We start from the raw sequence: 19,104 nt of genomic DNA on the forward strand, positions 1-19,104 counted from the left end.
GCCCGATGACGCCAACGAGCAGCCAGACCATCTTCATCAGCATTGCGTCCTACCTCGACCCGATGCTGTTCTTCACCCTGAACGACGCGGTGGCGAAAGCCGCCCGCCCGGAGCTGCTGTCGCTGGGCGTGGTCGACCAGCACCTCGCGGACCAGCGTGCCGCGATTGCCGCCCTGCCCTTCGCGCGCCGGGTGCGCTACGTGCACCTGCACCCGCAGGACACGCTGGGCGTGAGCTGGGCGCGCAGCAGCGCCTTTTCGCTGTACGACGGCGAAGCCTTCCTGCTGCAGGTCGATTCGCACACCCTGTTCGAGCCGGGCTGGGACGAGCAGTTGCGCAGCCTGCACGGGACACTGGGCGAACGCTCGGCCAAGCCGATCATCAGCACCTATCCCTACCGCTTCGACATGGTCGACGGCAAGCCCCAGTACACACCGGGCGAAGGCCGCACCGCGCTGGTGCTGCGCCCGCATCCGGAAAAGAACCTGACACCTGGCGACGCCGTGCTGCGCTTCATGGCGCGCCACCTGTTTACCAGCGAGCCAGTGATGGGCTGCCACGTGTCCGCCGGCTTCCTGTTCGCGGCCGGCAGCTTCGTGGAAGAGGTCCCCTACGACCCCTGGCTGTACTTCCATGGCGAGGAGCAAAGCCTGGCGATCCGCGCCTTCACGCGCGGCTGGGACATCTTTCATCCGCTCACCACCCCGGTCTACCACCTGTACAAGACCGAAGGCACGCCCTACGAAACCCACCACTGGCACGGCGAGCTGGATGCGCGGCGCGCCTTCACATCCAACTACCTGACCGAGCGCGCCAAACTGCGCCTGAACCGCCTGCTGATGGGCGATGGCCTGCCCGGCGCCTATGGGCTCGGTACGGTGCGCAGCATGGCCCAGTATGCCGAGCTGAGCGGCATCGACTACGCAAGGCAGACCATCAGCGATCCTTTCGGCGGGCAGCTTTACTAAGGCACTCTAAGGCGCCACGTCCCCGGCGGCGTCGATGCCCACGCCGCCTTCTCCTTTCGCAAGCGAGATGCTGCCTAGCGCGCGGGCATTGACGCGCTCTCGCTCCTCGTCGAACCACCAGCCCCATTTGTTGAAGTAGCGCACCGCGGAAGCACTGTGATGGCACAGCAAGCGCCAGTCCCGGTAGGAGCCGCGGCCATATTCGTGCATCACCGTCACGTGCGGATAGAACACCGTGCGTCCGACACGGGCCAGACGCCGCGACAAGTCGACGTCCTCGAAATACAGGAAGAAACGTTCGTCGAACAGCCCCGCCCTGGCCAGCGCATCGGTGCGGATCAGCATGAAGCATCCGGACAGGACCGGCACGTCCATGATGCGGTCGTACCCGCTCGCATGCATCTCGTAGTCGCGCTGGAGTCCGGTGCGCCGGTGCAGCCAGGGCAGGAAGCGCCGCGTCGCCAGGCCGATCGGCGCCGGCAGGAGCTTGCACAGCGGCTGCAGGCGGCCATCGGGGAAGCAGATGCGCGGGGACAGCATGGCCACGTCGGCCTGGCTTTCCATGTAGGCCAGCAGGCGTGGAAAGCTGTCTTCAGAAAAATAAATATCGGGATTGAGGACGAAGTGGTAGCGGCTGCCGGCCTCCATCGCGGCGCGCATCGCCCGGTTGTGCGAACGGCCGAAGCCCGGATTGTCCGGCTGGTGCCAGTACAGGGCCTGGTAGCGCGGCGCCAGGCTGCGCAGGCTGTCCTCGGGGGAGTTCTCGATCAGGTAGGTCAGCAGCCGCGGCCAGCTGCCGCTCACCCCGCGCAGCAGGCGCTCGATCTGCTCGGGGGGATTGGCGTACGCCACCACCGAGCAGCTGGCCAGTACCGGCGCCCGCGTCATTTTTTCGGCCCGCGCAGGTGGAAAAAGGCCATGTGCGTGAACCAGGCGTCGTCCCATCCATGGCAGTTGGGATGGACCTCGGCCAGGACACGCTCGCGCCCGCCGCCGCGCCCGTCCGGCCGGCCCAGCGAGATGTCGTGGAACCAGACGTCGGCCTGGCGGAACCAGCGGCCGAAGTCTTCCAGCACGCGCGGGATGTCGTCGGTGCCGAAGGCGACGTCGCAGGCGCTGTTGGTGCCGGCCGCGTCCCAGCGGTTCTCGGTCCAGTGCGCGTGCAGGCGGTCGATGTGGTGGATGTCGACCAGGAAGGCCTCGTTGATGGGCGGCGGTGCGGTGCGGCAATAGGGGTAGTAGCGCGAGAAGAAGAACTGCAGCGTGGCGCAGCCGTCGGGACGCAGGATGCGCACGATGTCGTCGAGGATGCGGGCGCGCGTGTCGTACACGCAGATGTGCTGCATCGAGATGGCGCAGTAGGCGAAATCGTAGGCGCCGGACGGGGCCTCGCCGCAGTCGGTGCCGCTGCTCAGGAAGATCTCGGCGTTCGGCGTGCGGGCGCGCGCCGCCCGCACCATTTTCTTGGAAATGTCGGCGCCGTCGACCTGGCCCAGCAGGCGCGACATGCGCCGCACCATGCGGCCTTCGCCGCAGCCGATCTCAAAGCCGCGTGCCGATTGCGGGTCGGCCAGCACGGGCTTGCGGATGTCGCCGTACAGGTGCAGCAGGTGGGTCTCGTAGGGAAAGTTCTCGTGGTAGTCGTAATTGCCGACGATCTCCTCGACATCCGCGGGAGAGTCGTCATAGAAAGTCTTTTGCATGCGCGCATACTGCTTGAGAAAGTTGTCCATCGACGTCTCCGGAACCGGCCCGCGGCCACATGAAGATTCAGACGGTGTGACAGGATCGGCAGTTGCATCGGTATCGCGCCCGATTGCGCAAGATCAGGCGCACGGGGACACGGCAGGCCAGAATCGCCCATCATGTCAACCACCGCCACGACCACCATGAACGGCAGCGTGCGCAAGGTCCTGGGCGGGCCCGCCCTCGCCGACCTGCACCACGCCTGGGGACTGCTGCACGTGATCGCCTTCATCGCGGCCAGCGACCTGCGCGCGCGCTACCGGCGCAGCGTGCTCGGCCCGTTCTGGATGACGCTCGGCACCGCCGCCGGCACGCTCGGCCTCGGCCTCGTCTGGAGCGAGCTGCTGCGCATGGAGCGCGCCAGCTTCGTGCCTTCGCTCACCTGTGGCCTGATTCTGTGGCAACTGCTCAGCGGTTGTATTCTCGAATCCACCACCACCTACTGGCGGCAGGCGGCGCTGATCCGCAACATCAGCATGCCATTATCGATGCCGCCCATCCAGATGGTGCTCAAGCACCTGATCAACTTCGCACACAACCTGCCGGTGCTGCTCGCGGTCGTGCTGATGTTCGACGTGCCGGTCACGCGCTACACCCTGCTGGCCCTGCCCTGCCTGCTGCTGGTGGCGGCCAACCTGCTGTGGCTGGCCCTGCTGCTCAGCATGCTCGGCGCGCGCTTCCGCGATCTCGAATACGTGCTGGGCGCCGCCATGCCGCTGCTGATGTTCCTCAGTCCGGTGTTCTACCGGCCCGACTACCTGCCCTTCAGCGCGGAGTTCATCTGGTTCAATCCGTTCAGCCACCTGATCGAGCTGATGCGCTACCCGCTGCTGGGCGCGGCGCCGCCCGGCTTCGTGGTGCTAACCAATGCCCTGCTGTGCCTGGGCGGCTGGATCCTCACCCTGTGGCTGTTCAACGCCAAGCGCAACCGCATCGCCTACTGGCTCTGACCATGGCGCGCCTCGAATTCGACCGCGTGACGGTCCAGTATCCGGTCTACGATGTACGCGCCAAGTCCCTGCGCCGGCACCTGATGCGGGTATCGACGGGCGGGCGCATCGAAGCCGAGGGAAGCGGCATCCAGCTCGTCACCGCGCTGCGCGACGCCAGCTTCCGGCTGCGCGACGGCGACAGCGTCGGGCTGCTGGGCCACAACGGCGCCGGCAAGAGCACCCTGCTGCGCACCATGGCCGGGGTCTACTCCCCCTCGTCCGGCAGCGTGCTGCGCGAGGGCCGGGTGGCCACCGTGTTCGAGCTGGGGGCCGGCATGGAAAGCGAACTGAGCGGTTACGAAAACATCCGGCGCATGGCGATGCTGCTCGGGATCGGCAAGCGCGAGATCGCGGCGCGCCTGCCCGACATCGAGGAATTCACCCAGCTCGGCCCCTTCCTGCACCTGCCGGTGCGCACCTATTCGGCCGGCATGGCCACGCGCCTGATGTTCGCGGTGGCCACCTCGACCAGTCCGGACATCCTGCTGGTCGACGAGATCTTCGGCGCCGGCGACGCCGGGTTCCAGCTGAAGGCCGCCACCCGCATGGAAGCACTGATCTCCTCGGTGCGCATCTTCGTGTTCGCCTCGCACGACATCGCGGCCCTCAAGCGCCACTGCCGCCGCTTCTTCCGGCTCGAACACGGGCTCTTGTGCGAAGTCGACGCCAAGCTCCTGTGAGCACCGTGCGCACGATAGACATGGATCATAAATCCGCTTTCGGCCCCGCCTATTCTGGTCGCATGAAACGCCTGATCATCGACCTCGACGACACCATCGCCTACTGCGCAGAAGCGGGCTATGCGCATGCGCTTCCCAACCTGGCCCTGATCGCCCGCCTGCGCGACTACCAGCGCGACGGTTTCGACATCGTGATCAGCACCAGCCGCAACGTGCGCACCTACAGCGGCAACGTCGGCAAGATCAACCTGCACACGCTGCCCCTCATCGTCGAATGGCTGTCGCGCCACGGCGTGCCCTGCGACGAACTCCACGTCGGCAAGCCGTGGTGCGGCACGCAAGGCTTCTATGTCGACGACAAGGCAGTACGGCCGTCGGAATTCCTGCGCTACTCCCTCGCCGACATCTCGGCCCTGCTGGCGGACGAACGGCGCGAGGCATAAATGCTGCTCATCACTTCCGGCGCCTACGTCGACAGCGAGTTGTACGCCGAGTTCGGCCGCATTCCGCCCGCCTTCCTTCCGGTGGGTAACCAGCGGCTGTTCACCTACCAGGCGCGGCGCCATGGCGCCCGCCATGCGCAGGTGGTCATGACGGTGCCGGGCGACTTCGCACTCGACGAGGCCGATGCCGCCTGCCTGCAAGCCTGCGGCATCAGGCTCTACCGTACCGAAACCGGCGCGGCGCTGGGCTGGGCGGTGCACGACTTCCTCTCCACGCACGGCGTCAGCGGGCCGATCGAAATCCTGTACGGCGACACCCTGATCGACGACCCGCCGCGCAGCGGCAGCGACTGGCTGGCGGTGGGCCAGACCGACGAGTACTACGACTGGTACCATGAAGTGCCCAGGCACGGCCAGCCGGGCGGCATCTGGACCGGCATGTTCGCGTTTTCCGATCCGGCGCGGCTGCGCGAACTGCTGGCCGAAGGGGGAGATTTCATCGCCTCGGTCGTCGCCTATGAGCGCCAGGTCGGCCTGGACCACTGGCCGGTCGCGCGCTGGCTCGACTTCGGCCACGTGCACACCTATTTCGATTCCAAGCGCACCGTCACCACCCAGCGCCACTTCAACCAGTTGCGCGTGTCCGACGGCGTGGTCACCAAGACCGGCGACGACAGCGGCAAGATCGCGGCCGAGGCCGAATGGTTCGAACGGGCGCCGCGCTCCGTCAAGCCCTTCCTGGCTCCCTACATCGGGCGCACCGACGAGGGCTGCGGCTGCGGCTACCAGCTCGAATACCTGCACCTGGCCGCCCTGAACGAGCTCTACGTCTTCGGACGCCTGCCGGAGCGGGTCTGGGCACGCATCTTCCGAGCCGCCGATGCCTTCCTGCGCACCGCGCGGGCGGTCCCGCTGGACCCGCCGCCCCCGCTCGACGCCATCCGCCAGGCCTACCGCGACAAGACCCTGTCGCGGCTCGAGGCCTACGCCGCCACGGCCGGCTGCGACCTCGACGCCGGCTGGGCCCTCAACGGCGTACGCACGCCCTCGCTGCGCGCCATCGCCGAACAGGCCAGCGCCGCGGTCGACGCCGGCCCTCCCGAACCGAGCTTCCTGCACGGCGACTTCTGCTTCAGTAACATCCTGTTCGACTTCCGCGCCGGCCGCGTCAAGACCATCGACCCGCGCGGGACCGATGCCAGCGGCCGCCCCTCCCGCTTCGGCGACCTGCGCTACGACATCGGCAAGCTCGCCCATTCGGTGCTCGGGCTGTATGACCACATCGTGGCCGGGCACTTCGTGCTGGAAGACGACGGCCGGCATGGCGACGAACAGGGCGAGCGCCTGGGCATGCAGATGAGCAGTGCGGGCAGCGCCCAGTTCGGTGAACCGCGGAACCTGCAGCTGAGCGGGGAGCTGGACGGGCAAGGCAAGGGCCGGACGCGTCTCCAAGCAGGCTCGCCGGTACGCGCCTCGACCGGCTCAGCCCTGCACGGCCTGCGCGACGATCCTTTGCACAGGCTGCCCCCCGGCCACGCGCTGCGCTTCCGGGTCCTGGCCCAGCGCACCGGGCCGATCCGCGAGCTGTTCCTGGCCACGCCCTTCGCCGGCCGCCTGCCCACCGCATGGGATTGCTACCCGGTCATGGTGCTGCTGTTCCTGTCGATGCTGCCGCTGCACGCCGACGCCCCGCTACGCCAACGCGCCCTGCTGGCCAATGCCATCCGCGTTTACCTCGAATGGAGAGCGCATGATCGTGATTCCGATGGCGGGCATGAGCCGCCGCTTCTTTGACGCCGGCTATTCCCGCCCCAAGTACGAACTGCCGCTCGACGGGCAGACGCTGTTCGGCTGCTGCCTGCGCTCGTTCGAACACTACTTCGGCAGCGAGCGCTTCGTGTTCGTCCACCGCCATGCCTTCGGCGCCGACGACTTCATCGCGCGCGAATGCGACAGGCTGGGCCTGGACAACTACCTTGCGGTCGGCCTCGGCGAGACCACGCGCGGCCAGGCCGAAACCGTGCTGCACGGCCTGGACGCTGCCGGCGCCGGCGGCAACGAGGCCCTGCTCATCTTCAACATCGACACCATCCGTCCACGTTACCGCTTCCCCGAGACCATGGGGTCGAGCGACGGCTACCTGGAAGTGTTCGCCGGCGAGGGGGCGCACTGGTCCTTCGTGCGCCCCGCCACCTCGCTCTGCCCCCTGGTTGCCGAGACCACCGAGAAGCGCCGCGTCTCCCCGCTGTGCAGCACCGGGCTGTACTACTTCGCGCGCGCCGCCGATTTCGGCGCCAGCTGCGAGCATGCCCTCGGCGATGGCGGCCGCTACCTGCGCCAATGGGGCGAACTCTACGTCGCGCCCCTGTACAACCAGCTGGTCTCGTCGGGCAAGCGCATCATGTACCACCAGATCGGTGCGCACGAGGTGCACTTCGCCGGCACGCCGCAGGAATACAGCGCCTTGCACGACAACGCACGGAGCCTGTTTTGATCTACATATCGCTCCCCGTGCACACGCAGGCAGGGGTAGTCGCAGGACAAGCCAGGAATTTCGCCGCCTTCTTCCCCGAGGCGCGCATCGTGCTGCACGTCTCGGCCAATGCCCGCTTCAGCCTGCCCGAGCTGGAAACGGCCTTGCGCGCAGCCGGCTGCCGCAACGTCGTGCTCAATCCCGCACGCCATGCGACGCGCTGGGGCGGCATCCTGCAGGCCCACCTGGCCAATATCGCCTGGATCCGCCGCGCCGGCGACGCCAGCCGCATCTGCCTGCATGCCTCGAACGACATGCTGGTGCGGCCCGGCCTGGCCGCCTGGCTGGCACGTGGCGGCAACTTCCTGCACACGCGGCCGATCCGCGCCGGCAGCCGCTGGCGTTTCGCCGCGCCGGCGCTGGCCGACCGGCAGCTGGCAAACCTGTGCCGACGGCTCGGCAGCACCAGCCTGGTCGGGTCCCAGGTCGAGGGCGCCAGCTTCGAGGCGGCGCTGCTGTTCGAAGTGGCGGCCGTGCTCGAGCGCCACCTCGACGGTAGCGTCGCCTATCCGCGCGAAGAAGTCTGGCTGGCCACCGCGGCCCATGCGCTGGGCGCGCCCATCGGGGGCCGTCCCTACGTGCTGTCCGAGGTGCACCGCTTCGACCGCGCCTTCTGGCGCGTGCTGCGCTATGCCGATCCGCTGATCGGCCGCCCGGGCGATCCCCGCTACTTTCCACGCCGCCTCATCGAATACCTGATGATCCGCAGCGGCTTCCACCGGATACGGCGGCGCCTGGTCGACCGCATCGGCGCCGACGATGCGGCCTGGCTGGCGCGCTACGAATGGATGTCCGACGGGAACAACACCTGGCGCGTATTCGACCGCCACGGCCTGTTCGGCGTGAAGCCGGTAGCGCGCCGCCCGGACCATCCGCTGCGCCGCTACATCGACGCGCTGGCGCCCGTCCCGGCGCCGGCGCCGCAGCCGGAGCCCACGTCCCACCAGCCGCCTGTCGCTCCATGAAAACTTCCGACATCACCCTCGTGTTCCAGGGCGCCTTCAAGCCTTACGTCACGCGCGAGCGCGACGACTTCGTGCGCAATATCCGCATGACGCGCCAGGTGCTGCCGGGCGCCCGGATTGTCCTGTCGACCTGGGAGGGCACCGACGTGCCGCGCAAGCTGGGCGTTGACGCCGTGGTGCTCAGCCCGGACCCCGGCCCGCTGGCGCCGCTCAAGCTCGACGACGACAAGGCCAACAACGCCAACCGGCAACTGGCCAGCACGCGCGCCGGCCTGGCGGCCGTGCACACGCCCTACGCGGTCAAGCTGCGCACCGACTGCTTCCTGGAACATGCCGGCTTCCTCGACTTCGCCGCCGAGCAGCGCCGCCGCGACGGAGGACGCGAACGGCTGCTGGCCTGTTCCTTCTTCACCCTCGACCCGCTCATGTTCGAGCGCCTGCCCTACCACCTGAGCGACTGGTTCCATTTCGGCCCCACCGAACTGCTGCAGGCCTACTGGTCGGCCGCGCCGATGGACGCGATTGATGCGCGCCATTACGAACAGCGCGCGCATCCGCCCGGCTCGTCGATCTTCGAGCGCCGCTTCCGTTCCCGCTTCGCCGTCGAGCAGCACCTGTGCACCCAGTTCGCCGGCGCCCGCGGCTACGCCTGTCCGCGCGTGCTGAACGACACGTCGGAGGCGGTGCTGCGCGACCACGCGCGCTTCATGGCCCACGAGGTGATGCTGATCGATCCCTGGCAGATCGGCCTGGTCTTTCCCAAGTATGCCTGGGTGGGCGGGTCGCGCTTCCAGTGCATGAACAACATGATGCACCTGGACTGGGTCGCGCTGCAGGGGCCCGAGCTGGCCGGCTTCCAGGATGGCGCCGGCCTGCGCCGCCTGATCCGCGAACGGGAACGCAGCAAGCGCCTGACCGCCCTCGCCTTTCGCCACAGCCGCCTGCTGCATGCGCTGCTGTTCGATCCGCAACGCAGCAGCGCGCCGGTACGCCGCGTGCTGGGCCGGCTTGCGCGCCACCTGTAGCCAGCCATGCGGATCGTCACCGTCGTCGTCACGCGCGACCGTCCGCAACTGCTGCAGCAGGTGCTGGCGGCGCTGCAGTCCCAGCACCGCCCTCCCGAACACGTCATCGTGGTCGACAACGGCAGCGGACCGGAGACGGCCACGGTTCTGGCGCACCGCCCCGGCCTGGAAGTGCTGCGTTCGCGTAGCAACCTGGGCGGCGCTGGCGGCTTCGCCCTCGGCATGCGCCACGCCCTGGTCGGCGGCTGCGACTGGATCTGGCTGCTGGACGACGATGCGGTGCCCCGTCCCGACACGCTGGAACGGCTGGCCAAGGCGCTCGCCCAGGCAAGCAGCGTGGCGGCGCCCGGCGCCGTGGCGCCGGCCGTCTTCGAGTTCGGCGGACTGGCGCTGGCCCATCGGCGCCGTTACAAGCTGCTCAGCGGCATCGAACGCGCGCTCGCGCCCGCGGACTACTGCCACGCGCTGGTAGGGGTCGACACCGCCTCCTTCGTCGGCCTGCTGGTATCGGCGCGCGCCGCCGCGGCCTGCGGCCTGCCCGATGCGGCCCTGTTCCTGTCCTACGACGACACCGAATACTGCCTGCGCCTGCGGCGCGCCGGCTGGCCGCTGTGGCTGGCGCCCGGCAGCGTCGTCGACCACCTGCGCTCTCCTGCCAGCAGGATGCGCGCCGGCCCGATCGGCCCGCGCCACTACTACAACCTGCGCAACCGGGTCGTGGTGGCGCGCCGGCATGCGCGCTTGCCGCAGCTGGCGGGAGCCGTCGCCACACTGACCGGGCTGGGACTGTGGCTGGCTTGCCGTGGACGCTTCCGCAAAGGCGCCTGGCGTATCGTCAGGCAGGCGCTGGCCGACGGCTGGGCCGGCCGGCTGGGGCCTTGTCCCGCGTTTCTCGACGGGCGTCCGGCGGACGCAGCACCGGGGGCCGAGGCGAACCGCCAGGGGATGGCGAAGATCGAGCGGCGCCGCCGTCACGAGGGCCGCTAGGGGAAGGCCGGCGAGGCCTACCTGCGGGGCGGATCCGCGGCCTGCAGGCAGCAGGCCATGAAGGCGAACACCAGCATGGCATACAGCAGGCTTGCCTTCATCGACCAGAACATCACCTCGCTCAGTCCCGCCATGGCATAGCTCACGACCACCAGCAGGCCGGCCAGCGCCGGCGCCGCCTGTTCTCCGCTGGCGGCATGGCGCAGGCGCCGCCCGAACCAGCATAGCGGTACCAAGATGATCGCCAGCCAGCAGGCCAGTCCAGGCAGGCCCCGCGTCACCAGGGCCTGCAGGGCGTCATTGTGCAGGTGCGGCGGCTCCGGCGGCGCGAACACGGCCGGGCTGAGCCGGCCCTCGGCGATCCAGGCCCGCATCTGCGCCTTGTAGGCGGCCGTGTCGATGCCGGCCAGCGGGCGCTCGCTGGCCAGCATGCCGGCCGCCTTCCATAGCTCGAGACGGATGCTCAGCGAGGTCGGCAGGGGATTGCCATCCACGTACAGGCGCAGGTCGCTCAGGCCCACCTCGACCCGCGCCCTGACCCCGGTGGCCGGCACCGCATAGGCCAGCACGACCAGCGCGCCGATGGCCAGCGCAAGACCGCCCGGCACGACACGCGGGATGTGGCGGCGCTGGGTCCACAGCAGCAGGAAGGCCGGCGGCAGGGCCAGCCAGCCGCCGCGGCTGCCGGACAGCAGCGAGGCGGCGGCTCCCGCCAGCGCGGCGGCCGCCGGCCACCACCAGTGCCGGCGCACGCGCGGGTCCAGCAGCGACGCCAGCCCCACCAGCACCAGCACCAGCGCCAGGTTGCCGAACACGATGGGGTTGAGGAAGCCGCCGGCACGTTCGAAGCCGGCGCCCCAGCGTTCCCAGGCCGCCAGGGCGGCCGCGGCCAGCGCACCGGCGCAGGCGCCATGCCACCACGGCCGCGCGTCAAGCTGCGCCACCCGCAGTACCGGCACGATGGCCAGGGCGAGCAGCATCCGCAGGGGCGCCTCGACCGTGTTCCAGCCGGTGGCGCGCGCCAGGTGCAGGAACAGCGCATAGGCGGCATAGGCGGCAAACGCGAGCACGACCAGACGCAGGGCCGGCCAGTCGCGCACCAAGACCGCGCGGCTGGCGCGCCACTGCCAGAGTGCAATGCCGAGGAACAGGAAGGCGGCCAGGCCGATACCGAAACCGTTGACCAGGCTGGACAGGAGGAAGACGACGGGCAGCGTCGCGATTGCGGCGCGGATGCCGGGCTGGAGGGAAACACGGCAGGCACGCATTGCAGGGCGAAGAATGACGGCGACCCTGGCAGTCTAGCGAATCGACGCCGCCCGGGGGACGGCGCACGCCCTGCGCTTGATCCGTATCGTATTTCGGATCAAGCGCAGGGGGAACGCTCAGGGAGCGGTGGCGGTGCGGTAGACGGGGTACAGGTTGTGGCGCTCGTCCCACGAGGCGTGGCGCTTGTAGAAGAAGTCCAGGCGCGCGTGCGGGTTCTTGGCGAAGGCCGGGTCGGTGTCGACGCGGCGCTTGAATTCGGCGGCCAGCGCCGGGTCGGCGGCCATCTGCTCGCGCGCCACGTCCTCGGCCACGTATTCTTCCATGTACTCCTTGCGCTCGTAGGCGTTGTTGAAGTAGCCCCAGGCCAGCAGCGAGTCCGGCGCCTGCGGCTCCAGCATCGCCACCACCAGGCGCGCCTTCGGCTGGTTCACCGGCACGTACAGCGAACCGGCGAGTACGGCGCGTGGTTCCGTCTTCCAGTTGCCGTCGACGCTCAAGCGCTGGTGCGATTCCAGCGAAGTGGCGCCGAACGTCGCCTTGTCGGCGCGGAAGGTTTCGACGCTCGCCTGCGCGATTGCCTTGTCCAGCTTGCGGAAGCCGATGCCGTGCTGGGTGAGCTTCCTGGCCACGATGTCGGCCCAGGCGGCCGGCACGATGTAGCCCGCGCGCGGTGCGCTGACCACGCGGTCCGGCACCACTTCCTCGCGCAGCGGTACGCGCCACACCTGCGGCTTGCTCTCGTCGTAGCGGGTCATCAGCATGCCCGACACCTCGGACGGGGTACGGGTGTATTCGTAACCCTGGAAGTCGACCATCTCGGTCTTGTCGGTGGTGCGGTAGGTCAGCGCGACCGGGGCGCCGGCCAGCTGGGCGGCGCGAGCGTCCGCGGCCTGGGCAGCCTGCTGCCAGGCCTTGCCGTTCTGCGCGACCTGCTCGAGCACCGAGATTACCGTGTTGTGGGTCACGCGTACGCGGGTCGGGTAATCCTTCCACGAATGGGTCTCGACCAGCATCGCCATGCGGTTACGCAGCGGGAAGTAGCCGGTCGAGAAGCGCGGGTCCGAGACGCTGTCGATGAAGCCCGATTGCGGGTCGTCGGTCTTGGCGAAGGACATGTAATAGGACTGCGGCATCGAGCCCTGCTTGGCGATGTCGGCGATGACCTTGCTGCGCAGGGCCAGGCCGGCCTTGCGGAATTCCGGATCGCCCGAATAGACCGGCTCGACCTGGATCGAGACGTCGTGCTGGAACTTGGCGCCGTCGGTCACGTGCAGGTCGACGTAGGTCAGCGGGTCCCAGGCGTTGACCAGCTTGAGCATGGCCTGCATCTCGGGTGCGTCGGCCTTCACGTAATCGCGGTTGAGGTTGTAGTTCTGGGCGGTGGTGCGCCAGCCCATCTCGACCGGGCCGCGCTGGTTCGGGCGGTTCCACTTGCCGAAGCGCTCGTGGCCGTCGACGTTGAATACCGGGACGAACAGCAGGACCTGCTTGTCCAATGCACCCTTCGCCAGTTTGTTGTTCAAGGTTTCGCGCAGGGCCAGGAAACCGGCGTCCTTGCCGTCGATCTCGCCGGCGTGGATGCCGCCCTGGATCAGGGTCACCGGCAGGCCCTGCTTCTTGGCAAGCTGCGGCGTGAAGGCACCGGTGTTCGAGACGACCAGCGCCAGCATGGGGCGGTTCTCCGGCGTGCGGCCGAACTCGATGCACTTCACCTGCTTCGGATAGGCCTTCTGGAAGTCGCCGCACAGCTTGATGACTTCATCGTAGCGGCCGGTGGCCTGGAAGCCGGAGCGCTCCGAGACGGTCGTCAGGTCGGGGGCGGCATGGGCGAAGGGAACGGCAGCCAGCAGGGCCAGCAGCAGGGCGGAACGGATCATCAGGAAACTCCACAATCAAGCGGGTGACAAAGCCGACGATTATAGACCTGTTTCCAGAATGAAAAGAGCCCGGCAGCAGTGCTGGCCGGGCTCTTTTTTTGTGCGCGAATCTTACTGCCGCGGCTTCGTGTAGATCGAAATTTCCTTGGCTGGATGGCGCACGATCTCCATCGGCACCTGGCGCGCGCGGCTGGCCGGCGGGCAGGTGCCGGTCTCGCGGTAGGTGAGCGCTGCGGCCAGCAGGCCTTCGCTGCGGTCGCCGAGCGGACGCGACAGGTCATCGGCCACCTGGCAGGTCGGCGCCAGGCCGTCCGAGAAGTCGCCGAAGCCCTTGTTGTTCACGCCCTTGAACTCGATCGAGAAATAGGTGGTGCCGCAGTTCGGCACCGGCGTGAAGCCGTAGGGCTTGCCGCAGGTCGTGCTGCCGATCACGTCGACCTGGACGTCGGCGCCGCGCAGGCCGTTGATCACGGCTTCGCTGGCCGAGCAGGTGCTCGAGGTGGTCAGGACGGTGACGCGCTTCAGGCCCAGGTAAGGCAGCGGCGTGCCCGCGCGCACCGGATTCGGCGAGCTGAAGCCGTAGGCCGTGTTGCGGAACGGAATGGCCGGCTGCTGCGGGGTCTTGTCGTTGTACTGCGGACGCTCGAAGATCTTGCCGCTGGTCTGCTCGGGACCGGCGATCATGTAGGACAGCTCGCTGGCGATGTACAGCAGGCCGCCGCCGTTGTAGCGCATGTCGAGCACCAGGTCGCTCACGGCGGCCCCCTTGAGGGTGGTGAAGGCGTCCACCAGCTCCTTCTCCGACACCTGGTTGTGGGTCTCGAAGCTCAGGTAGCCGACCTTGCCGGTCGGGGTATCGAGCACCTGCACGTGCTTGACCGGATCGATGCGCACGTCCGCACCAAGCATCGAGACGTCGAAGGTGCTGCCGCTGCGCTGCAGGGTGAACTGGTGCGCCACGCCGGCCGTCTCGGGGAACAGGCCGGCATTGATCCTGTTGACCTGGTCCGAGGTGCCGCCGTTGACGAAGTCCACGCCGTCCACCCTGAGCAGCATGTCGCCGCGGCGCAGGCCGGCAGCCGCCGCCGGCGAACCCGGTTCCACCATGGCGACCAGCCAGGTGCGCGGGACGGTCGCGCTGTTGCGCTTCCAGGTCACGCCGTAGCCCAGTTCGATTCCGGAGTTTTGCTCCTTTTCCCACTCCTCGGTGGCATAGGTGAAGTGATACTTGTCCTTCGGCTGGCCCGACGCGGTCAGGACCGGCGTCTTGAGCACGTTGAAGTAGTCGATCGGGTTGGTGAAATCCGCCATCCGGTAGGTATTCGGGATCTCGTTGTACCAGAGGTAGTACTGGTTCGACCAGGCGCGCAGGAACTTCAGCTCGTCGAGCAGCGTGCCCTGGCGGTCCGGGAAGGGCTTGCCTTCGGTGTCCAGGCCGGTGCGCGGCTTGGCGCACAGGTTCCAGTAGGTGCTGAAGGCTTCGCCCAGCAGATTCGGATTGAGGTCTTCCGGCGACGCCCCGCCGGTCGGCGGAGTCGGGTTGGTCGGGGTAGTCGTCGGGGGCGGCTGCTGCGAAGTCTGGCCGGCGCCGGGCGAACCGCCGCCGCCGCCGCATCCGGCGAGGACGAAGGCTGCGGCGCACAGCGACGCAATCAGGCGGGGAGCGGTCGACAAACGACCATGTGCATATGGCGGTCTCATGCAATCGATTATAGACGCGCGAATCGGGCTGGAGTGCAACCAACTGTAACAGTTGGGTCTGATGGACAACAAGAAATGCTAAGGGGAATTTCAGAAAAACAAGAGTCGACGAGGCGGCCGAACAAGGCCGGTTTTTCCGGCCTTGTTCTCTCCTGTCAAGCGCGGCCCGCTTATGCGGCGCGCGGGGCGCCGGCGGCCGACGCGTGGAAGGCCGCGACCAGGGCCGCTTCCTTCTGCTTGGCGGCCTTCAGGTGGCGCTCCTTCACGTGGCCGTAGCCGCGGATGTCTTCCGGGATGCTGGCGATCGCCACCGCCTGCGCCAGGTTCTCGGCGGTGAGTTGCGGCAGCAGCGCTTCCACGGTCTGGCGGTATTGCCCGATCAGCGCACGCTCGGTGCGGCGCTCGGCGGTGTAGCCGAACACGTCGAACGGGGTGCCGCGCAGGCGCCGCAGCTTGGCCAGCACGCCGAACGCACCCATCATCCACGAACCGTATTCCTTCTTGAGCGCGCGGCCTTCCTTGTCGTGCTTGGCCAGCAGCGGCGGCGCCAGGTGGAATTTCAGCTTGATGTCGCCTTCAAACATGTTGGCGATCTTGACGCGGAAAATCGGGTCGGTATGCAGGCGGGCGACTTCGTACTCGTCCTTGTAGGCCATCAGCTTGTAGAAGTAGCGCGCCACGGCTTCGGCCAGGCGGCTGCCCTTGCCCAGCTTGGCCTCTTCGGCGCGCACCTGGTCCACAAAAGCCTTGTACTTGGCGGCGTAAGCGGCGTCCTGGTAAGCGGTGAGCAGCTCGACGCGGCGGGCGATGACGTCGTCCAGGCTTTCGCTGCGCTTGAACTCGATTACCTGGGCCGGGGTGGCCAGCTTCTTCACCGAGGCCAGGTCGTGGGCGGCCGTGCGGCCCCAGTTGAAGGCGGCTTTATTGAAGGGCACCGAGACGCCGTTCAGTTCGATCGCCTTGAGCAGCGAGGCTTCCTGCAGCGGCACGCGGCCCTTCTGGAAGGCGTAACCCAGCATGAACATATTGGTCGCGATCGCGTCGCCCATCAGGGCAGTGGCGATCTTGCCGGCATCGACGAAATCGACGTTGTCGGCGCCGCAGGCCTGCAGGATCGCGCCCTTCGAACCCTCGGCCGGGAACTGCCAGTCCGGGTTCTTGACGAAGGCCGCGGTGGTGGCGCCGGTCGAGTTGACGGCGGCCCAGGTGCGGCCCTCGCCCATGCGGCTCAGCGCATCGCGCGCGGCAGTGACGATCTGGTCGCAGCCGATCACCAGGTCCGCGCTGCCGGTGCCGACGCGGGTCGAGTGCAGGTCGGCCTGGTGTTCGGCCAGGCGCACGTGCGACATCACCGGGCCGCCCTTCTGGGCCAGGCCGGACTGGTCGAGCACCACGGCGCCCTTGCCTTCCACGTGGGCCGCCATCGCCAGGATCTGGCCGACGGTGACCACGCCGGTGCCGCCGACGCCGGCGATCAGGATGCCGAAGGGTTCGGCGATCGACGGGATGGCCGGCATCGGCAGTGTCGGCGGCGCGGCTTCAGACGTTGCCGCTTTCTTGGGCTTTTTGAGGCCGCCGCCCTCGACGGTAACGAAGCTCGGGCAGAAGCCGGAGACGCAGGAAAAATCCTTGTTGCACGAGGACTGGTTGATCTGGCGCTTGCGGCCCAGTTCCGTTTCCAGTGGCTCGACCGACAGGCAGTTCGACTGCACCGAGCAGTCGCCGCAGCCTTCGCACACGGCTTCGTTGATGACGGCGCGCTTGGCCGGATCGGGGAACTCGCCTTTTTTCCGGCGGCGGCGTTTCTCGGAGGCGCAGGTCTGGTCGTAGATGACGGCGGAGACGCCCGGCATCTCGCGCAGTTCCTTCTGCACGTCCATCAGTTCGGAACGGTGGCGCACGGTGACGCCTTCGGCCCAGGCGTAATCGTCCGGGTATTTTTCCGGCTCGTCGGTGACGACGATGATCGGGCGCACGCCTTCGGCGGCGATCTGGCGCGTGATCATGCCCGGGTCGAGCGGACCGTCGACGTTCTGGCCGCCGGTCATCGCGACCGCGTCGTTATAGAGGATCTTGTAGGTGATGTTGACCTTCGCGGCCACAGCCGCGCGGATCGCCAGGATGCCCGAGTGGAAATAGGTGCCGTCGCCCAGGTTCACGAACACGTGCTTTTCGTCGGTGAACGGGGACTGGCCGATCCAGGTCGTGCCCTCGGCGCCCATGTGGGTGAAGGTCGAGGTTTCGCGGTCCATCCACAGCACCATGTAGTGGCAGCCGATGCCGGCCATGGCGCGCGAGCCTTCCGGCACCTTGGTCGAGCTGTTGTGCGGGCAGCCCGAGCAGAAGTAAGGGATGCGGTCGGTTTCCGGATTGGCCTTGGCCGGGATCGACTTCAGCACCAGTTCCTTGTTCTCCAGGTAGGCGATGCGCTCTTTCACGCGCTGCTCGACCGGGTGGCCGGCGCAGTAGTGCGAGATGCGCGAGGCGATGGCGCGCGCGATCTGGGCCGGGTTCAGCTCGTAGGTGGCCGGCAGCAGCCAGTCGCCGTGGCCCATGCGGTCCTTGTTGCTCCATTCGCCGGTGTCGTCGAACTTGCCGACCACGCGCGGACGCTCGCCGTCCGGCAGGTTGTACAGGGCTTCCTTGAGGGCGTATTCCATCACCTGGCGCTTCTCTTCCACCACCAGGATCTCGTCCAGGCCGCGCGCGAACTCGTGCACGCCTTCGGATTCGAGCGGCCATGTCATGCCGACCTTGTACAGGCGCAGGCCGATATCGGCGGCCGCCTGCTCGTCGATGCCGAGGTCGGCCAGGGCCTGGCGGGTGTCGACATAGCTCTTGCCGGCGGTGATGATGCCGATCTTCGGCTTCTTGCTGTCCCAGATGATGCGATTGAGCTTGTTGGCGCGCGCATAGGCCAGCGCGGCATACCACTTGAAGTTGCTCATGCGGACTTCCTGGTCCAGCACAGCATCCGGCCAGCGGATGTTCAGGCCGCCCGGCGGCAGTTCGAAGTCGGTGGGGGTGACAATCTGCACGCGGTCCGGGTCCAGGTCGACCACGGCGCCCGACTCGATGATGTCGGTGACGCACTTCATCGACACCCACAGGCCGGTATAGCGGCTCATGGCCCAGGCGTGCAGGCCGAAGTCCAGGTATTCCTGCACCGACGAGGGGTACAGGACCGGGATGCCGCAGTGGGTCAGGATGTGGTCGGACTGGTGCGCGGTGGACGAGGATTTTGCCGCATGGTCGTCGCCGGCCAGCACCAGCACGCCGCCGTGCTTCGAGGAACCCGCGTTGTTACCGTGTTTAAAAACGTCGCCGCAGCGGTCCACGCCCGGGCCCTTGCCGTACCACATGGCGAAGACGCCGTCGTACTTGGCGTCCTTGTACAGATTGGTCTGCTGGGTGCCCCAGACGGCGGTCGCCGCCAGGTCTTCGTTCATGCCCGGGTGGAACTTGACGTGGTGGGCGTCGAGGTGCTTCTTCGCCTTCATCGCAGTCTGGTCGACGGCGGTGACCGGCGAACCGCGGTAGCCGGTGATGTAGCCGGCGGTGTTCAGGCCGGCCTTCTGGTCGCGCTCGCGCTGGAGCATCGGCAGGCGAATCAGGGCCTGGGTGCCGGTCATGAACGCACGGCCGCGTTCGAGCGTCCACTTGTCGTCGAGAGTGATGTCGTGCTGCGGTAGCGCCAGGTTGGCGCGCGCCAGGGGTGCGTTCATGCGGTGTCTCCGTTAATGTCGCCAGGATGCGGGGCGCGCTGCGGCTCTTGGTGGCCATCTGGACGCGCGGGGCCGGGTTCTGCCGGCCTGATCCATCATGCGCACAGTATATTCCCGGCCCTCCGGCATTAAATTCCAAACAATTCCCCCCGCCAGATGATTTGCGCAATAAAATTGCCGGGTTCGCGAATCC

The 19,104-nt window shown here is 67.8% G+C and carries 15 protein-coding genes; 9 read left to right on the forward strand and 6 right to left on the reverse strand.

Translation table 11 applies throughout. From position 1 onward, the window contains the following. The first annotated feature begins 5 nt into the window (after positions 1–5). Positions 6–968 (forward strand): GlcNAc-transferase family protein, encoded by a 963-nt coding sequence (locus ACK6C6_RS18870; RefSeq protein WP_409268720.1) that lies wholly within the window; start codon positions 6–8, stop codon positions 966–968. A gap of 6 nt (positions 969–974) precedes the next feature. Here ACK6C6_RS18870 and ACK6C6_RS18875 read toward each other — a convergent pair whose 3' ends face one another. Beyond that, a complete protein-coding gene (locus ACK6C6_RS18875) occupies positions 975–1,856 on the reverse strand; it encodes a glycosyltransferase (protein ID WP_409268721.1) in 882 nt (293 codons plus the stop codon). Next, positions 1,853–2,701 (reverse strand): class I SAM-dependent methyltransferase, encoded by an 849-nt coding sequence (locus ACK6C6_RS18880; RefSeq protein WP_409268723.1) that lies wholly within the window; start codon positions 2,699–2,701, stop codon positions 1,853–1,855. Before ACK6C6_RS18880 ends, ACK6C6_RS18875 begins: the two co-directional genes overlap by 4 nt. A 132-nt stretch (positions 2,702–2,833) precedes the next feature. Here ACK6C6_RS18880 and ACK6C6_RS18885 point away from each other — a divergent pair, with 132 nt between their 5' ends. From ACK6C6_RS18885 to ACK6C6_RS18920, 8 genes are all read left to right on the forward strand, one after another. Continuing rightward, the gene (locus ACK6C6_RS18885; protein ID WP_409268725.1) at positions 2,834–3,664 is read left to right on the forward strand and encodes an ABC transporter permease; all 831 of its coding nucleotides are present in this window, start codon (positions 2,834–2,836) and stop codon (positions 3,662–3,664) included. Positions 3,665–3,666: 2 nt separating this feature from the next. Next, a complete protein-coding gene (locus tag ACK6C6_RS18890; RefSeq protein ID WP_409268726.1) occupies positions 3,667–4,386 on the forward strand; it encodes an ABC transporter ATP-binding protein in 720 nt (239 codons plus the stop codon). Positions 4,387–4,448: 62 nt separating this feature from the next. Beyond that, on the forward strand, positions 4,449–4,829 hold the full coding sequence (locus ACK6C6_RS18895; RefSeq protein ID WP_409268728.1) for a capsular biosynthesis protein: 381 nt from the start codon (positions 4,449–4,451) through the stop codon (positions 4,827–4,829). Continuing rightward, on the forward strand, positions 4,830–6,623 hold the full coding sequence (locus tag ACK6C6_RS18900) for a phosphotransferase (protein WP_409268729.1): 1,794 nt from the start codon (positions 4,830–4,832) through the stop codon (positions 6,621–6,623). Further along, positions 6,580–7,323 (forward strand): capsular biosynthesis protein, encoded by a 744-nt coding sequence (locus ACK6C6_RS18905; RefSeq protein WP_409268730.1) that lies wholly within the window; start codon positions 6,580–6,582, stop codon positions 7,321–7,323. The genes ACK6C6_RS18900 and ACK6C6_RS18905 overlap by 44 nt, the downstream gene beginning before the upstream one ends. Beyond that, positions 7,320–8,327 carry a hypothetical protein gene (locus ACK6C6_RS18910; protein ID WP_409268731.1) on the forward strand — a complete coding sequence of 336 codons (1,008 nt, stop codon included), beginning with the start codon at positions 7,320–7,322 and terminating at the stop codon, positions 8,325–8,327. Before ACK6C6_RS18905 ends, ACK6C6_RS18910 begins: the two co-directional genes overlap by 4 nt. Beyond that, the gene (locus ACK6C6_RS18915; RefSeq protein ID WP_409268733.1) at positions 8,324–9,352 is read left to right on the forward strand and encodes a WavE lipopolysaccharide synthesis family protein; all 1,029 of its coding nucleotides are present in this window, start codon (positions 8,324–8,326) and stop codon (positions 9,350–9,352) included. The genes ACK6C6_RS18910 and ACK6C6_RS18915 overlap by 4 nt, the downstream gene beginning before the upstream one ends. 6 nt (positions 9,353–9,358) lie before the next feature. Next, positions 9,359–10,339 (forward strand): glycosyltransferase, encoded by a 981-nt coding sequence (locus tag ACK6C6_RS18920; RefSeq protein ID WP_409268734.1) that lies wholly within the window; start codon positions 9,359–9,361, stop codon positions 10,337–10,339. Between the two features lie 17 nt (positions 10,340–10,356). On the opposite strand, the gene ACK6C6_RS18925 is transcribed toward ACK6C6_RS18920, so the two are convergent. The 4 genes from ACK6C6_RS18925 to ACK6C6_RS18940 all read right to left on the reverse strand — a co-directional run bounded on the left by ACK6C6_RS18925 (position 10,357) and on the right by ACK6C6_RS18940 (position 18,911). Beyond that, positions 10,357–11,607 carry an O-antigen ligase family protein gene (locus ACK6C6_RS18925; protein ID WP_409268735.1) on the reverse strand — a complete coding sequence of 417 codons (1,251 nt, stop codon included), beginning with the start codon at positions 11,605–11,607 and terminating at the stop codon, positions 10,357–10,359. Positions 11,608–11,724: 117 nt separating this feature from the next. Further along, positions 11,725–13,485, reverse strand: a complete 1,761-nt coding sequence (locus ACK6C6_RS18930) for a M14 family metallopeptidase (protein WP_409268736.1) — start codon at positions 13,483–13,485, stop codon at positions 11,725–11,727. Positions 13,486–13,596: 111 nt separating this feature from the next. Continuing rightward, positions 13,597–15,159: a S41 family peptidase gene (locus ACK6C6_RS18935; protein WP_409268737.1), complete on the reverse strand. Its 1,563-nt coding sequence runs from the start codon at positions 15,157–15,159 to the stop codon at positions 13,597–13,599. A 197-nt stretch (positions 15,160–15,356) separates the two neighbouring features. Further along, positions 15,357–18,911 (reverse strand): indolepyruvate ferredoxin oxidoreductase family protein, encoded by a 3,555-nt coding sequence (locus ACK6C6_RS18940; protein ID WP_409268738.1) that lies wholly within the window; start codon positions 18,909–18,911, stop codon positions 15,357–15,359. Positions 18,912–19,104: the final 193 nt, after the last annotated feature.

It is taken from the genome of Massilia sp. BHUDP2 (assembly GCF_046236355.1).
GTDB classification, from domain to species: Bacteria; Pseudomonadota; Gammaproteobacteria; order Burkholderiales; family Burkholderiaceae_D; genus Telluria; species Telluria varians.

Excerpts from the sequence above, each read along its gene's own strand:
- ACK6C6_RS18920 (WP_409268734.1), top strand. The coding sequence starts at position 9,359 with ATGCGGATCGTCACCGTCGTCGTCACGCGCGACCGTCCGCAACTGCTG.
- ACK6C6_RS18930 (WP_409268736.1), bottom strand. The coding sequence starts at position 13,485 with ATGATCCGTTCCGCCCTGCTGCTGGCCCTGCTGGCTGCCGTTCCCTTC.
- ACK6C6_RS18915 (WP_409268733.1), top strand. The coding sequence starts at position 8,324 with ATGAAAACTTCCGACATCACCCTCGTGTTCCAGGGCGCCTTCAAGCCT.
- ACK6C6_RS18940 (WP_409268738.1), bottom strand. The coding sequence starts at position 18,911 with ATGAACGCACCCCTGGCGCGCGCCAACCTGGCGCTACCGCAGCACGAC.
- ACK6C6_RS18895 (WP_409268728.1), top strand. The coding sequence starts at position 4,449 with ATGAAACGCCTGATCATCGACCTCGACGACACCATCGCCTACTGCGCA.
- ACK6C6_RS18890 (WP_409268726.1), top strand. The coding sequence starts at position 3,667 with ATGGCGCGCCTCGAATTCGACCGCGTGACGGTCCAGTATCCGGTCTAC.
- ACK6C6_RS18900 (WP_409268729.1), top strand. The coding sequence starts at position 4,830 with ATGCTGCTCATCACTTCCGGCGCCTACGTCGACAGCGAGTTGTACGCC.
- ACK6C6_RS18880 (WP_409268723.1), bottom strand. The coding sequence starts at position 2,701 with ATGGACAACTTTCTCAAGCAGTATGCGCGCATGCAAAAGACTTTCTAT.
- ACK6C6_RS18875 (WP_409268721.1), bottom strand. The coding sequence starts at position 1,856 with ATGACGCGGGCGCCGGTACTGGCCAGCTGCTCGGTGGTGGCGTACGCC.
- ACK6C6_RS18870 (WP_409268720.1), top strand. The coding sequence starts at position 6 with ATGACGCCAACGAGCAGCCAGACCATCTTCATCAGCATTGCGTCCTAC.
- ACK6C6_RS18885 (WP_409268725.1), top strand. The coding sequence starts at position 2,834 with ATGTCAACCACCGCCACGACCACCATGAACGGCAGCGTGCGCAAGGTC.
- ACK6C6_RS18925 (WP_409268735.1), bottom strand. The coding sequence starts at position 11,607 with ATGCGTGCCTGCCGTGTTTCCCTCCAGCCCGGCATCCGCGCCGCAATC.
- ACK6C6_RS18905 (WP_409268730.1), top strand. The coding sequence starts at position 6,580 with ATGATCGTGATTCCGATGGCGGGCATGAGCCGCCGCTTCTTTGACGCC.